The organism is Caballeronia sp. GAWG2-1 (assembly GCF_023631405.1).
Taxonomy (GTDB): Bacteria; Pseudomonadota; Gammaproteobacteria; order Burkholderiales; family Burkholderiaceae; genus Caballeronia.
Genome location: NZ_JALQDD010000034.1, coordinates 44,332 through 57,911 on the forward strand (window position 1 = coordinate 44,332; position 13,580 = coordinate 57,911).

Annotated in this window: 13 protein-coding genes and 1 pseudogene; 4 read left to right on the plus strand and 10 right to left on the minus strand. The window is 69.3% G+C overall.

All coding sequences use genetic code 11. The features are described 5' to 3' along the window. Position 1: 1 nt before the first annotated feature. From kleE to NCR98_RS23765, 6 genes are all read right to left on the minus strand, one after another. Positions 2 to 328 (minus strand): KleE stable inheritance protein, encoded by a 327-nt coding sequence (gene kleE, locus NCR98_RS23740; RefSeq protein ID WP_011114065.1) that lies wholly within the window; start codon positions 326 to 328, stop codon positions 2 to 4. A 208-nt stretch (positions 329 to 536) separates the two neighbouring features. Then, on the minus strand, positions 537 to 773 hold the full coding sequence (gene kleA / locus NCR98_RS23745; protein ID WP_011114066.1) for a stable inheritance protein KleA: 237 nt from the start codon (positions 771 to 773) through the stop codon (positions 537 to 539). A gap of 157 nt (positions 774 to 930) precedes the next feature. Continuing rightward, the gene (korC, locus tag NCR98_RS23750; protein ID WP_011114067.1) at positions 931 to 1,188 is read right to left on the minus strand and encodes a transcriptional repressor KorC; all 258 of its coding nucleotides are present in this window, start codon (positions 1,186 to 1,188) and stop codon (positions 931 to 933) included. Between the two features lie 16 nt (positions 1,189 to 1,204). Further along, positions 1,205 to 2,413, minus strand: a complete 1,209-nt coding sequence (locus NCR98_RS23755; RefSeq protein WP_011114068.1) for a hypothetical protein — start codon at positions 2,411 to 2,413, stop codon at positions 1,205 to 1,207. 11 nt (positions 2,414 to 2,424) lie between these two features. Next, positions 2,425 to 2,643, minus strand: a complete 219-nt coding sequence (locus NCR98_RS23760; protein ID WP_012478187.1) for a hypothetical protein — start codon at positions 2,641 to 2,643, stop codon at positions 2,425 to 2,427. Between the two features lie 44 nt (positions 2,644 to 2,687). Next, positions 2,688 to 3,116: an antirestriction protein gene (locus NCR98_RS23765; RefSeq protein WP_011114069.1), complete on the minus strand. Its 429-nt coding sequence runs from the start codon at positions 3,114 to 3,116 to the stop codon at positions 2,688 to 2,690. 172 nt (positions 3,117 to 3,288) lie between these two features. Here NCR98_RS23765 and NCR98_RS23770 point away from each other — a divergent pair, with 172 nt between their 5' ends. After that, positions 3,289 to 3,552, plus strand: a complete 264-nt coding sequence (locus NCR98_RS23770; RefSeq protein ID WP_011114070.1) for a type II toxin-antitoxin system RelB/DinJ family antitoxin — start codon at positions 3,289 to 3,291, stop codon at positions 3,550 to 3,552. After that, the gene (locus NCR98_RS23775) at positions 3,539 to 3,820 is read left to right on the plus strand and encodes a type II toxin-antitoxin system YafQ family toxin (RefSeq protein ID WP_011114071.1); all 282 of its coding nucleotides are present in this window, start codon (positions 3,539 to 3,541) and stop codon (positions 3,818 to 3,820) included. Before NCR98_RS23770 ends, NCR98_RS23775 begins: the two co-directional genes overlap by 14 nt. 1,121 nt (positions 3,821 to 4,941) lie before the next feature. Here the strand turns inward: NCR98_RS23775 and NCR98_RS23780 are convergent. Further along, positions 4,942 to 5,613 (minus strand): annotated as a pseudogene (locus tag NCR98_RS23780) (Tn3 family transposase); the annotation flags it as partial. A gap of 67 nt (positions 5,614 to 5,680) precedes the next feature. Here NCR98_RS23780 and NCR98_RS23785 point away from each other — a divergent pair. After that, entirely contained in the window at positions 5,681 to 7,885 is a 2,205-nt protein-coding gene (locus tag NCR98_RS23785; protein ID WP_047748384.1) for a putative bifunctional diguanylate cyclase/phosphodiesterase, read from the plus strand. A gap of 75 nt (positions 7,886 to 7,960) precedes the next feature. Then, complete coding sequence (locus NCR98_RS23790; RefSeq protein WP_250527495.1) at positions 7,961 to 9,286, plus strand: NAD(P)/FAD-dependent oxidoreductase; 1,326 nt, start codon at positions 7,961 to 7,963, stop codon at positions 9,284 to 9,286. A 240-nt stretch (positions 9,287 to 9,526) separates the two neighbouring features. Here NCR98_RS23790 and NCR98_RS23795 read toward each other — a convergent pair whose 3' ends face one another. The 3 genes from NCR98_RS23795 to NCR98_RS23805 form a co-directional block, all read right to left on the minus strand. Beyond that, positions 9,527 to 10,879, minus strand: coding sequence for a phospholipase D family protein (locus tag NCR98_RS23795; protein WP_186437271.1), 1,353 nt, complete (start codon positions 10,877 to 10,879; stop codon positions 9,527 to 9,529). A 208-nt stretch (positions 10,880 to 11,087) separates the two neighbouring features. After that, a complete protein-coding gene (locus NCR98_RS23800) occupies positions 11,088 to 12,266 on the minus strand; it encodes an acetate/propionate family kinase (protein WP_047748382.1) in 1,179 nt (392 codons plus the stop codon). Between the two features lie 208 nt (positions 12,267 to 12,474). Next, positions 12,475 to 13,350: an EamA family transporter gene (locus NCR98_RS23805; protein WP_047748381.1), complete on the minus strand. Its 876-nt coding sequence runs from the start codon at positions 13,348 to 13,350 to the stop codon at positions 12,475 to 12,477. Positions 13,351 to 13,580: the final 230 nt, after the last annotated feature.

Sequence of the window (13,580 nt, forward strand, 5' to 3'; positions counted from 1 at the left end):
GTCAAAGCCCCTTCGGCTTGTAGATCGAAACGAAGTAGGTGATCGCGGTCAGCACCGCGAAGTACGCCAGGAACGACCAACCGGCATACACGCCAGGCGTGTTCCAGTGGTAGAGCATCCGCACGAACTGGAAGAAGGTGGCAATCGACAGCACCCACTTGAGGATCGGCCAGACCAGCACGGTCGCCACCCATACGAACTTGACCAGGCCGGCCAGCAGGCCAGCACCGGGGGCCTTGTTGGGGGCAGCAGACGCGGCGGCAGGCTCCACCGGCGCGGGCGCGGCGGGCTGCTCGATCTCCTTGGGGAACTTGATGATGTTGGACATAGCTTGACCCTCCACGCGCTTACGTGTTGAATGCTGGGTGCTCCCACTCGGAAGCATGGTTACGGTGTGCCAGCACCAGGCCAAGCGCCCCGGATCACTCCGGGGCGTTCCTCCACCTGGGGCCGCCCTTGATCTTGCCTCGGCTCACGCAATACTCCTTCTTGGCGTCCTCGATAGGCCCGGCCGTTGCCGACCGGGCCATGTGCTCTTACCAGCCGGCCCGGCGCTTGGCCTGCTCGACGGCTTCCATCGACCAATGGCCCTTGGCCTGCCCCTCCAGGGAGCATCCGGCGAAGTACGCCTTGCCGCGCAGTTCCTCGGCTTTGCACACCAGCTCGGCCGCCTCGGCCATCATGGCCGCGATCTCGTCACGGCGGGCCGGGAAGTCGGTCGCTGCCGCGCCCTCCAGCTCGTCAATCCAGGGCATAATCTTGTTGTCGCTCATCGGACTTTCTCCGGTAGTTGACCTGGGCAATGTGCCCGGCCTTCAAGTGCTATATTAGGGCAAAATGCCCTAACCTGTCAAGCACTTTAGCTAAACTTTTTTCGCTTTACCGGAATCCGAAGGCTAAACTTTAGCCGCTAAAACCTTTCCCTTGGCGTCAATCCTCTTTCCAGATCACGCCCAGCCCGGCCTGGTCGCACAGGATCGCCCATGCCGCATAGGGAATCGGGGTGTCCTCGCCGATCCAGCGGCGGATCGTGCGGTCGCCCTTCGCGCCCAGCCCCAGCGCCTTCGCGGCCTTGCTGCCGCTGAACCCGGCCAGGCGCAGCACCTCTCGGACTTCCTCGCCGGTCGGTTGCGCCCAGCGTTCGGCCGGCTTCAAGCACTCCAGCCGGATATTGGCGTCGTTCGTCATTCGTTCGTTCTCCTGGTCAAGTGATAAGCCGCAACTGGTCGAAGCCGTAGATCGACTGGATGCAGCTCGGGTCTGAATCGACCACGCGCCGGCCTGCGCGATTGGTCTTGTACGTTACCGGCCTGTCGTCGTGCGCCCACACCTGGCGGGTGTCGGGATGCACCTTCACGATGATGATGCGCTTGCCGATGTAGCGGTCGAAAACCGGGTGATGGACGCTCACGATCTCGCACCGCTGGCCGGGCTTGAACTCCACCAGGTCGGCCGGGCCTCCATCGCCATTCCTGGCGATGCTGCAGGTTGCCGCGCTCGCTCGCGGCATCGTTGTTTCCGGCGATACAGGCCCGCCCTCGCCCGGCTCGGCATCGTCGGCTTTGACGATGCTGCAGGTCATCGTCGTTTCTGGCGATGCGGGATCTCGCTCCGGGCCTGCGCCGGTGATTTTTCCCTTGGCGTCCAACCCGGCGGCCCTGGCCGCCTTGATCCTGGTCGCGGCCTCGGCCGCCCAGCGCCTGGCGATGAAGGCCCGATGCGAGGGCAGCACCACATCGACCAGGACGAACCCCGGCGGCACCAGGACGGTCGCCGGTGCGCGCCGCGCCGGCGGCTCCAAGCCGGCCAGCCAAGCGGGCAGGGGAGCATCGGCCAGGCGGTCGCGGTAGCTGGCCTCGACCATCACCGGGCGCTTCTTCTCGGCTCGCTGCGCAGCCAGGATGCCGCGCGCAACCTCGTCCACCGTCATGCAGCCCTGCGCCGTGTCGAAGTGCGAGCGGTAGCCCGTTTCGGAGATAAACGGCCTGTCCAGGTCGATGACGTGGAACTGGAAGTGGGCACCCAGCGGCCCGCCGTAGCCGGCCTCGTACTCCACCAGGGCGCGCATGTCGCCATCCGCGACCAGGAACTGGCCGCGCTGGCCCCACAAGGGCACGTCGCCAGGCACCGCCGCGCAATGGCGCTCGATGACCTGGCCGGGCGCGTCGTGGTCGGCCATGCTGCCCACGTGCGTTCCGCCGTTCATCTTCCAGATGACGGCCTCGTATCGGTCGCTGGCCGCCTCGGCGGCCGCACCGTCACCGCGCATGATCGCCGCGTCGATCTCCACCACGGCCGCCACGGCGGCGGCCAGCAGCTCGTCGCGGTCGGTGGGCAGCTCGGCCAGCAGCTCGGCCGCCGGCGCGTTCCAGTCCTGGCCCGGCTGGGCCGGCGTCTTGCGTTTCTTCGCCATCGGCCGGCCCCTCAAGTGTCAGCACGCCGCCACGCGATCACGTCGCGGGCTTCGTAGCCGTGGCGCTTGCAGTCGTCGCAGAATCCCGAGCTGAACCCCTTGTGGTTCGTGCCGATCCATGCGGCCGGCTTGCCGCATTCGTGGCCGTAGGTGCCCGGCTCGGCGTTGTGGCACTTGCCGTCCGTCGCGTAGCTGTTCGTCGGTGCCTGGGGAGCGTTGTTCCTGGTCATGGTCGCCTCCTGGAAGCCCCGGCCGAAGCCGGGGCCGCCCCTCATCAGTCAATAGCCCGGTAGATCGCGGCCGCCTCGGCGTGGCTGGCTGCGAAGCCGCGCAGGAAGTGATAGCGGTCGATCAGGGCATCGCCGGCGTCCGTGTCGGCGGCCTCGGCCGCGAGCTGACCCAGCGCGAACAGGGTTGCGACAATGCCGGCGGCGTCGGCCGACAACTCGCCTCGGAAGCCGTTGCCGTCCACCTCGATCTCCAGGCGGTCGGCCAGGTCGGGGGCCATGTAAAAACCGCCGTCCGACAAGGTGTAGTAGTGCCAATACGCGCCGCTGTAGCGTTCGCAGAGCCGGCGAAGCCAGGCATACACCAGGGCCTCGCCGCGCATCATCAGACGCGGGCCGAAGTAGGCGGGCAGGAAGTCGAGGCGCTGGGCCTCGGCGACCAGGGAAGCGGTAACGGGTTGCTCTTGGGTGTTCATCGGACTTTCTCCGGTAGTTGACCTGGGCGAAATGCCCGGCCTTCAAGTGCTATATTAGGGCAAAATGTCCTAATCGTCAAGCACTTTAGCTAAACGTTTTAGCCGCTAAACCTTGCCCTTTCCCTTGGCGTGCATTACAATGTAATTCACGAACCCAACCGGAGAACCAATCATGGCTGCAAACCAGCTCGTACAAACGCGCATCGACGGCGCGATCAAGGAAGAAGCGGCGGCCGTCCTGGCCGCGATGGGCCTTACCGTGTCCGACGCGGTGCGGCTGCTGCTCACGAAGGTGGCCCAGGACAAGGCGCTGCCCTTCGAGCCGCTGATTCCGAACGCCACCACCATCGAGGCGATGAAGGAAGCCCGCAAGGGCAAGCTGCCGCGCTTCGCCACCGTCAACGATCTGATGGCCGATCTGCATGCGGCAGATTGAGCGCACCGGCCAGTTCAAGCGCGACTACAAGCGCGAGGCGAAAGGGCAGCACCGGGCCACGCTCGACGCCGACCTGGTGCCCGTCCTGGTCGCGCTCGCCGACGACCAGCCGCTGGAACCTCGGCACCGCGACCACGCGCTGACCGGGGACTGGAAGGATCACCGGGATTGCCACGTCAAGCCCGACCTGGTGCTGATCTACCAGAAGCCCGACGCCGACACGCTGCGCCTGGTGCGCCTCGGCTCTCACTCCGAACTCGGCTTGTGATCGGCGCGGGCCTGGCCCCGCGTCTCACGTTTCATTGACACTTGAGGGGCGCTTTCCGCGCCACCGGCCGAGCTGGCCGACCCCCTTCCTTGGCGTAAAACCTGCGGCGGTGGAGCTGCTGCGATGCTTGAGGATCGCGCGGCCGGTCGAACCGCGGCGACCTGGTTGGGGAGTGTGAGGGGGCTTTGCCCCCTCGCAAGCTCTCGAACTTACTGCCTTCCGCCAGGCGCTTGCGCCTGGCTCTCCTAAGCCGTAGCGCCGAAGGCGCTCCATTGTGGGGTGAGGCCGCAAGGCGGCCGAGGGGCGTAGCCCCTGGGGGGATGGGAGGCCGCTTGCGGCCGGGTGGGATCGAGAAGGGGGGTTTCCCCCCTTCGGCGGCCGGTCATGCTGCGCGGTAGCTTGGGCCGTGTTGCCGTTTTTTTCGCCAGCCTCTGGTTAAAACTACCTGGTTATATAAAAAGGTTATAAAGACGGTTAAAAACCTGGTTAGCATGACCGAAAAACGCGCGTAAACCGTTGTCACGCCAAGGAAAAGCGCGAAGAGGCCGCCCCTCAAGTGTCAATGGATAAGCCCCCCATGTGTCAATACGCTGCCCCTCAAGTGTCAAGAACCGCGCCCCTCAAGTGTCAGTAGGGCCGCCCCTCAAGTGTCAATACCGGGGCAGGGTTCCTAACAGGGTTATCCACAACTTCGGTGGATAACTCCATGCCGATCAGGCACTTAGGCCGCCTCGGCGGCCGCCTGGACGGCTCGACCAGGCCGAAATCGGCCGCTGCCCCCCAAGTGTCAACATCGCGCCGGCCCCGCTGCCCCTCAAGTGTCAACGTCAGGGCTGCGCCGGCCGGCCTCGGCCGACTTGTCCCGAAACTGTCCACAACGGCCGCGCCGGTGGGGCAGGGCAGGGAAGGCCCCGGAAACGGGCCAGGAAGGCCCGTCAGGGCCGCAAAGCCCAGCGGCGAGGGCCACCGGCCCGGTGAGGGGTCTCCTCGTTTTCAGTGCAATAAGTGACGGTACGAAAAGCTAGCACTGGCGCGGAGGTGGTGTTGGTAGATCGTTGATTTCATTGACTTTCCTGTTCACTTTCAAATCTGCGATTCGTGGCGTCAAACCGTGGTCGGTTTCATCCATTGGTGCCAGTTATCGATGCATTTGGCCGCGAAGGCAGGATTTGGTCAGCATAGCGGTCAACCGGGAAGCGAAACACACCCCGCAAGTTGATGCTCTCCAGCCTGGTGGGCGCAATCTTCCCGATCAGTTCCGGTGGAATGACCTGGCGGCGGTTCGACCAGCGATCCAGGACCGCCTGCATCTGTGAGGTATTCCACGCCATCACGATGTTGGCCATCAGGCTCAACGCATCGGCCACAGCCTGCATTTCATCGACACGTTTGGCCTGCGCCGGGCTGATCCGGCCGGTATAAATGGCGCGCTTGAGGGCGTTAACAGCCTCGCCCCGATTGAGCACCCGGCGCAACTCGTTCCTGAAAGCGTCCTTGACAAAGTAGTCAGCCAAAAACGCCGTACGCAGCAACCGCCCCAATTGCACGCCAGCCTCATAGATTGGATCGCCCTGGGCGGCAGAACCGAACCGCGCAAGAGCTGCCACCGCACTGGCATGTCCGCTCATGACCGAGGCTGCCAGGTGCACCAGACTATCCCAATGCTTTTCGATCAAAGCGACGTCGACATTGGCTTCGCACACCGCAGCGATTTCTGCGGGCACTTTGGTGCCGCGTGGCACAAAGAGGTGGCGCTGTTTGAGTTCCTTCAACCGCGGGCAAAGATGCTGGCCGACGAAGCCCTGTACGCCGCCAAGCGCGGAGGACGCAACCGCGTGGCACATGCCGGCAACGACCTGCATGTGCAGCCAGGCTGAGCGGGCGGGCGCCGACCGCGGCACGGAGCAGTCGCCGGCCTGGCGCGTGCTGGTGGCCGACCACGACCTGCAGGTGCATGCAGCGGCCCGTGCTGCCGTGCAGGGACTGGTACTGTTCGGGCGGCCCGTGGTCGTGCTGCATGCACAGGATGCGGCACGGGCCCGCCACCTGTTGCTGCAGGAGGACGATCTCGCGGTGCTGCTGCTGGACGCCTTGCTGGGCGGCGCCGCGTCCGGCGGCCTGGCCGGCTTCGCGCGACAGCAGGCCGGCCGCGTGAACATGCGCATCGTGCTGCGCACCGAGGCCCGCTCGCTCGCGCTGCCGATGCTGGCCCGCCACGACATCGGCGACCACCGCCGCAAGGCGGAGCTGTCGCCGCAGCGTCTGCGCGCGGTGCTGGCCGGCGCGGTGCGTGCCTACGTGCAGCACTGCCGCATCGATGCGAACCGGCGCAGCCTGGCGCGCATCGTGCAATCGGGCGCGGCGCTGATGGAGCAGACCGACCTGCGCGGCTTCGCGGCGGCCGTGATCACCCAGCTGGCCGGCCTGCTGGGCGTGGCGCCGCAGGGCCTGGTCTGCGTGCGCGAGACGGGCGCCGCCAGCGGCTGCCGTGTTCTGGCCGCGACCGGCGACTTCGCCGCGCGTCGGCGCCGCCTGCAGACCTCCAACGCCGCCTTGCTGCTGCACCGCGCGCTGGTGCAAGGCCTGCCCGCCCACGGTGGTGCGTCGGGCGGTCTGGCCCTGCCCATGGGGCAGCACGCCGGCCAGGCCATGGCGGTCTACGTGCACGCGCCCGCGCTGCGCGAGGCGCCGGAGCCGCGCCTGCTGGAGGTGTTCTGCGCCCACCTGCGCACGCTGCGGCACAACCGCAGCCTGCTCGAGCGCCTGCACCAGTCCGCCTACCACGACGCGCTGGTGTCCCTGCCCAACCGCGCGCACTTCACCGAGCAGGTGGACGCATGCGCGCGCCGCGGCGCGCGCGACCACATCCTGGCCCTGCTGGACATCGACGACTTCAGCGCCACCAACGACGTGATGGGCCACCGCTTCGGCGACCGGCTGCTGCGCGCGGTGGCGCAGCAACTGGCCCAGGCCCTGCCGCCGGGCGTGCTGCTGGCGCGCGTGGGGTCGGACACCTTCGGCGTGCTGGGCAGCCGCGCGCAGGTGCTGCCCCAGCGCCTGCTGGCCTGTGTGCGCCAGCCGCTGCTGCTGGACGGCGTGCCGCACAAGGTCTCGCTGACCTGCGGCTACGTGCTGCTGGCCGACGCGGGCCAGACCGGTGTGGACCTGTTCAAGGACGCGACCATCGCGCTGCAGCGCGCCAAGCGCGAGCACCGTGGCCAGGAGCTGCGCTACGCCGAGCAGATGGGGGCCGAGGCGCGCGAGCGCGCGCTGCTGCTGTCCGAGCTGCGCGCGGCCATCGACCAGGCACGCCTGTACCTGGTCTACCAGCCGCAGCGCGACCTGCGCACGCAGGCGCTCGTGGGCCTGGAAGCGCTGCTGCGCTGGCGCACCGCCGACGGACGGCTGGTGCCGCCGGACCGTTTCATCCCGGTGGCCGAACACTCCGGCCTGATCGTGCCGCTGGGCCAGTGGGTGCTGGCCACGGCCTGCGCCACCATGCGCGCCATGCTGGACCAGGGCTGCGCGCCGCGGCGCATGGCGGTCAACGTGGCCGTGGCCCAGCTGCGCGACCCGGCCTTCCTCGCGACCGTGCGCGGCGCGCTGGCCGAGCACGGCCTGCAGGGCCGGCACCTGGAGCTGGAGATCACCGAGTCGGCCGCCGTGCTGCCCACGCAGCTGCTGGAGTCCACGCTGACGGCGCTGCGTGCCGAGGGCATCAGCATCGCGGTCGACGACTTCGGCACCGGCTACTCCTCGCTGAGCTACCTGGAGCGGCTGCCGCTGGACCGCATCAAGATCGACCGTGGCTTCGTGCGCCAGCTGCGCCAGGCCCGCAGCGCCCGCATCGCCGAGACGGTGGCCCAGCTGGGCCGCCGGCTGGGCCTGCAGGTGCTGGCCGAGGGCATCGAGGATGCGGACACGCTGCAGGCCCTGGTGGACATGGGTTGCCACGAGGGCCAGGGCTACCACATCGCGCAGCCGATGGAGCGCGAGGCTTTGCAGGCGTGGTTGTTGCGCGAGGCCGTGGCGCAAGCGGGTGCGGCGCACGCCGTAGCGGCGTAGGACGGCGCCGCAGCAATCCCCTGCGGCGTGCGCGCCTGCAGGCCCTGGCGCCGTGGCCGGTGCTGTAATGGTCCGATGAACACGACCGCATTCGGCACACCCGACACACCCGGCGCCCGCGTTCTGGTCGTGGGCGGCGGCATCGCCGGCCTGGAGATCGCCACGTCGCTGGGCCGGCGCTGGCGTGCCCGGCCGGGCGCGCCCACGGTCACGCTGCTGGACCGCGATGCCGCCCATGTCTGGAAGCCGATGTTGCACACCATCGCGGCCGGCACGCGCGACATCGCCCAGCAGCAGACCACCTTCGTGGCCCAGGCGCGCGACGCGGGCTTCGTCTACCAGCCCGGTGCGCTGAGTGGCCTGGACCGGCCGCAGCGCGTGGTCCTGGTCGCGCCGCTGCATGCCGAGGACGGCCGCCTGCTCGTGCCTGCGCGCAGGCTGCCCTACGACGTTCTGGTGCTGGCCCTGGGCAGCCAGGCCAACGACTTCGGCACGCCGGGCGTGGCGGAGCACTGCCATGCCATCGATTCGCGGCTGCAGGCCGATGCCTTCAGCCGCGAAGTGCGGCTGCGCATGCTGCAGTGCGTGGCCATGGGGCAGCCGCTGTCCATCGCCATCGTCGGCGGTGGCGCCACGGGCGTGGAGCTGGCGGCCGAACTCGTGCAGCTGACCGAGACCGCCGAGGCCTATGGCGCCACGGGTCTCGGCGAGCGGCTCACGATCACACTGGTGGAGGCCGGGCCGCGGCTGCTGGCCTCGTTCCCGCAGGACATCTCCGAGGCCGCGCTGCGGCGTCTGCGCGCGCTCGGGGTGCGCGTGCGCACGGACACGCAGGTCAAAGCGGCGCTGGCCGAGGGCTTCGAGCTGGCCGACGGCAGCCTGCTGCGGGCCTCGCTCAAGGTCTGGGCCGCCGGCGTGAAGGCGCCGGCGGTGCTGGCCGACCTGGACGGCCTGGAGACCAACCGCAACCACCAGCTGCTGGTGCATCCTTCGCTGCAGACCACGCGCGACGCTTCCATCTACGCCGTCGGCGACTGCGCCAGCCTGACGCTGCCCGGCAGCGAGCGGCCCTTGCCGCCCACGGCCCAGGTGGCCCACCAGCAGGCCCAGCACCTGGTGCGCCACCTGCCGCAGGTGCTGGCGGCCGGGGCCACGGTACCGCCGTTCCGCTTTCGCGACTTCGGCGCGCTGGTGTCGCTGGCCGACTACGATGCGTTCGGATCGCTGGGCCAGTTCGGCTTCTTCGACGGCGGCATCATCCGCGGGCGCCTGGCGCAGCTGAGCCATGCCATGCTGTACCGCAGCCACCAGGCACGGCTGCACGGCTTCTGGCGCGGCGGCCTGTTGTGGCTGGCCGACCGCATCCAGGCGCGCGTGCGGCCACCGATCCGGCTGGATTGAGTTGCCCTAGATTCGGCAGTTGACCGCTCGCCACCTTCAGAAACACCGCATGGACACTGAAGCGAGCGTCTTCGATGGCTCTCACCTTCGAGGTGAGGACGCTATGCACCCGCCGGCACCGCGCTCGCCGCGCCATGCCGCGTTGCTCCTCCTTGCGCACAGAAGTGCGCCGCGTCGTCGCGCCTTGCCTGGCACGCCGATCACGGCGCCATCGGGCGCATCCAACTGCCGAATCTAGGGTTACAGCAGCCAGTCGATCGGCAACCAGGACAGCAGGCGCAGGCCCAGCCGCAGCCACAGCGGCGCGCCGGGTTCGCGTTCCAGCAGCTGCGGCGGCTCGCTGCGGCCGTCGCGCCATTGCAGTCGGCCATGCGGGCTCAACTGCAGCTGGTAGCCGCGCGCGCTGGCCTTCTCGCGCAGCTGGGTGTCCAGCTGCGCGGCCAGCGCCGGGCTGTCGATGACGAAGCCCAGTTCGGTGTTGAGCCGGGCCGAGCGCGGATCGAAGTTGAACGATCCCACGAACAACTGGCGCTGGTCGACCACGAAGGTCTTGGCGTGCAGGCTCTCTGCCGAACTGCTGCCCAGGCGCAGCTTGGCGTCCGGCGCCTGCGTGTCGGCTTCGCGCCGCATCTCGTACAGCTGCACACCGGCGCGCAGCAGCGGCACGCGCCAAGGCATGTAGCCGGCGTGCACCACGGCCACGTCCGTGGCCTCCAGCGCATTGGTGAGGATGGCCACGTCCACGCCGCGGGCCGCCAGCTTCTCGAACAGCGCCGTGCCGCGCGCCGTGGGCACGAAGTAGGGCGATACCAGCTTCAGGCTGTGCGCAGGCGTGTCGACCAGCCGGGCCGTGCGCGCGAACATCAGGTCGGCATCGTCCGCCTGTCCGAGTCCCTTGGCCGGATCGTCGCTGACGAATTCGACCGGCGCCCAGTGCAGCGGCAGCCGCCCTGCCAGCAGCTCGGCCACGAAGGACGAGCGCGCCACGGCGTCCAGGTACTGGCGCGTGCGGTCGGGCAGGTTCTGCAGGTCCTTGGGCGGCGGCGGCGTGGCGTCGGCCGCGTCCAGCAGCAAGGCCAGCGGATAGGACGAGCCGCTCGCCCAGTAGCGGTCGAAATCCTCGGAGACGGCCTGCACCACGGGCCCGATGGCCAGCACGTCCAGGTCCACGAACAGCGTGTCGACCTCGGCGCCGAAGTATTCGTCGCCCACGTTGCGGCCGCCGACCACGGTGGCCTGGTTGTCGGCCGTGAACGACTTGTTGTGCATGCGCCGGTTGGCGCGCCCGAAGTCGGTCACGAAGCCCAGCGGCTTGAAGCGCCGCTGGACGAAGGGGTTGAACAGCCGCACCTCGATGCGCGGGTGGGCGTCGAGGTCGGCCAAGGTGGCGTCCAGGCCCGCGCTGCCCAGGTCGTCGAGCAACAGGCGCACGCGCACGCCGCGGTCGGCTGCGCGGCGCAGCGCCTCGAACAGCAGCCGGCCCGACATGTCGTCGCGCCAGATGTAGTACTGCACGTCCAGCGTGCGTTCGGCCGCTTCGGCCAGCAAGACGCGCGTGGCGAAGGCGTCGCGGCCCTGGTCGAGCAGGAACATGCCCGAGTGCCCGAGTGCCCGGGCGACTGCAGCGCAGCGGCCTGGCGCACGGCGCGGCCCAGCCGCGTGGCCGCGGTGTCCGGGTCGAGCCGGCTCGCGCTGCGACCCTCCAGCGAAGGCAGTTGCGCGCAGCCGGCCAGCAGCGCCAGCACTGCGGCGAACAAGGCGATGCAGCAACGGCGCAGCGGCATGGACATCCCGATGGTTCTCATCCCAGGGCCAGCACCTCCTGCGCATGGCGCGCCGCCACCCACTCTTCGTTGGTCGGCTCCACGCCCACACGCACGCGGCTGGCGGCGGCCGAGATGACGCTGGCGTTGCGGGCATTGGCATCCTCGTCCAGCGCCACGCCCAGCCAGTCGAGCGCCGCGCAGATGCGCTGGCGCAGCACCACGCTGTGCTCGCCCACGCCGGCCGTGAAGACCAGCAGGTCCAGCCCGCCCAGCACCGCTGCCAGCGCGCCCACCTCGCGCACGATGCGGCGCACGTACAGCGCCAGCGCTAGCGCGGCGCGCGGCGCGTCGGCCTCGCGCTCCAGCAGCACGCGCGGGTCGGACGAGATGCCCGAGACGCCCAGCAGGCCCGACTCGTGGTACAGCACACGGCCCACCTGCTGCAGCGAAAGCTTCTCGATCTCCATGAGGTAGAGCACGGCCCCGGGGTCCAGCGCGCCCGTGCGCGTGCCCATCATGAGGCCGTCCAGCGCCGAGAAGCCCATGGTGGTGGCCACGCTCTGCAGCGCCTGCATGGCGCACAGGCTGGCGCCGCTGCCCAGGTGGGCGACCACGGTGCGGCCGCGTGCCAGCGCGCCGTGGCGTTCCTGCAGCGCCACGGCCATGTACTCGTACGACAGGCCGTGGAAGCCGTAGCGGCGCAGGCCGCGCTCGAAGGCCGCGTAGGGCAGGGGCAGGACCTGCTCGACCAGCGGCAGGCTGCGGTGGAAGGCCGTGTCGAAGCAGGCCACCTGCGGCAGCCCGGGCTGCTCGCGCAGCAGGATCTCCATCGCCTCCAGCGCGAAGGGCTGGTGCAGCGGCGCCAGCGGCACCAGGGCCTTGAGTTCGGCCAGCACCTGGGCGTCCACGCGCTGCGGCGCCAGGTAGCGGGCGCCGCCGTGCACCACGCGGTGTGCCACCGCCGCCACGGAGCGGCCGTCGAGCCAGCGCACGATCTCCTCGCGGATGGTCTGCAGCGCCCGCGTGTAGGGCTGCTCGCTGCCCAGGTCGACCGGCCGCACCGGCACCGTGGTGGCACCGAAGTCGGGCGCCGGGCCGCCGATGCCCTGGACCTTGCCGTTCCAGGCGGGGTGGCGGTCCGTGCCGGTGGCGTCGAACAGCGCGAACTTGATGCTCGACGAGCCGCAGTTCAGCACGACGATGAAGGAAGTCATAGGGGCTTGCTCCGATGAAGGTAGGCCAGCAGCAGGGCCGCGGCGCAGGATGCGTTGCGCCATCGCGCGGCCGTCGGCGCGGCTGGTCGGCACGGCGGGGATTGTCGCGCCCAGGTGCTGGTGTGGGATTGGTCGGCGCGCGTGCCTTCGGGCCTGCACCGGCCGATCCCGCCTCTCGCGTGGCCGCGAGGGCCCGGTGCACAGCTTCTCACACGGCCCCGCTGAGCAGCACCACGCCCAGCACCACCAGCACGCAGCCCGCGGCGCGGCCCGGGCCCACCCGCTCGCGCAGCACCAGCATGCCGAACAGCGCGCCGACCATCATCGACATCTCGCGCGTGGGCGCGACCACGCTGACCGGCGCGCCCATCTCCAGCGCAGCCAGCACCAGGATGTAGGACAGCGGCGAGAGCAGGCCCACGGCCACGGCCAGCCACCAGTGCCCGCGCATGGCCGCCACCGTGGCTGCGCGGTTGCGCAGCATCCAGGGCGCGAGCACGCACAGCCGCACCAGGTTGGAGAACCAGTCCAGCACCACCGGTCCGACGCCCAGCACCTTCACGCCCCAGGCGTCGACCACGGTGTAGCCGGCGATGAGGGCCCCCGTGGCGCCGCCCCAGCGCACGCCGGCCAGGGCGCCGGGCTTGCGGAACATGGCCAGGTGGCCGTCGGTGCAGATCAGCCCGATGCCCAGCACGATGGCGGCCAGGCCCAGCAGGCCGTGCAGCGAGGGCACCTCGCCCAGCAGCACGAAGGCGCCGACCGAGGACAGCAGCGGTCCGGTTCCGCGGGCCACCGGATACACGACCGACAGATCGGCCACGCGGTAGCCCTTCTGCAGGCACATGCTGTAGACCAGGTGCAGCAGGCCGCTGGCCACGATGCAGGCCACGACCGGCGCGTTGATGGGCATGCCGCCATGCATGAGCTGCCACACCACCCAGGGCAGGTAGGCGACGCAGGCCACCACGGTGCTGGCGCCGACGAAGGCCGTGCCCGCATGGGCGGCACGCTTGGCCAGCAGGTTCCAGGTGGCGTGGATCAGTGCCGCCAGCACCACCATCGACAGGCTCAGCACCGTCATGGCACGGCCCCTGGGATGGAGGCGGACGGGGTGCGGACCAAGCAGGGCGCCATCCAGGGCCGAATGTCCGGCGGCGCATGCACTGGTTCGCAGGGCAACGGAAGCAGGCGGTGTTGTATTGCGGGCATGGTCTGCTCGGCTGCATTGTCCACGACGGATAGGAAATTCAACCGCATGAGGCCAAGTATGGCACGAGTTTTGGGCCTCGAAACACGTTCGGCCAAGGAAGG

What these genes read in the sequence shown, in the direction of transcription:
- kleE (WP_011114065.1), bottom strand. Translation starts at nt 328, where the DNA reads ATGTCCAACATCATCAAGTTCCCCAAGGAGATCGAGCAGCCCGCCGCG.
- kleA (WP_011114066.1), bottom strand. Translation starts at nt 773, where the DNA reads ATGAGCGACAACAAGATTATGCCCTGGATTGACGAGCTGGAGGGCGCG.
- korC (WP_011114067.1), bottom strand. Translation starts at nt 1,188, where the DNA reads ATGACGAACGACGCCAATATCCGGCTGGAGTGCTTGAAGCCGGCCGAA.
- NCR98_RS23755 (WP_011114068.1), bottom strand. Translation starts at nt 2,413, where the DNA reads ATGGCGAAGAAACGCAAGACGCCGGCCCAGCCGGGCCAGGACTGGAAC.
- NCR98_RS23760 (WP_012478187.1), bottom strand. Translation starts at nt 2,643, where the DNA reads ATGACCAGGAACAACGCTCCCCAGGCACCGACGAACAGCTACGCGACG.
- NCR98_RS23765 (WP_011114069.1), bottom strand. Translation starts at nt 3,116, where the DNA reads ATGAACACCCAAGAGCAACCCGTTACCGCTTCCCTGGTCGCCGAGGCC.
- NCR98_RS23770 (WP_011114070.1), top strand. Translation starts at nt 3,289, where the DNA reads ATGGCTGCAAACCAGCTCGTACAAACGCGCATCGACGGCGCGATCAAG.
- NCR98_RS23775 (WP_011114071.1), top strand. Translation starts at nt 3,539, where the DNA reads ATGCGGCAGATTGAGCGCACCGGCCAGTTCAAGCGCGACTACAAGCGC.
- NCR98_RS23785 (WP_047748384.1), top strand. Translation starts at nt 5,681, where the DNA reads ATGTGCAGCCAGGCTGAGCGGGCGGGCGCCGACCGCGGCACGGAGCAG.
- NCR98_RS23790 (WP_250527495.1), top strand. Translation starts at nt 7,961, where the DNA reads ATGAACACGACCGCATTCGGCACACCCGACACACCCGGCGCCCGCGTT.
- NCR98_RS23795 (WP_186437271.1), bottom strand. Translation starts at nt 10,879, where the DNA reads ATGTTCCTGCTCGACCAGGGCCGCGACGCCTTCGCCACGCGCGTCTTG.
- NCR98_RS23800 (WP_047748382.1), bottom strand. Translation starts at nt 12,266, where the DNA reads ATGACTTCCTTCATCGTCGTGCTGAACTGCGGCTCGTCGAGCATCAAG.
- NCR98_RS23805 (WP_047748381.1), bottom strand. Translation starts at nt 13,350, where the DNA reads ATGACGGTGCTGAGCCTGTCGATGGTGGTGCTGGCGGCACTGATCCAC.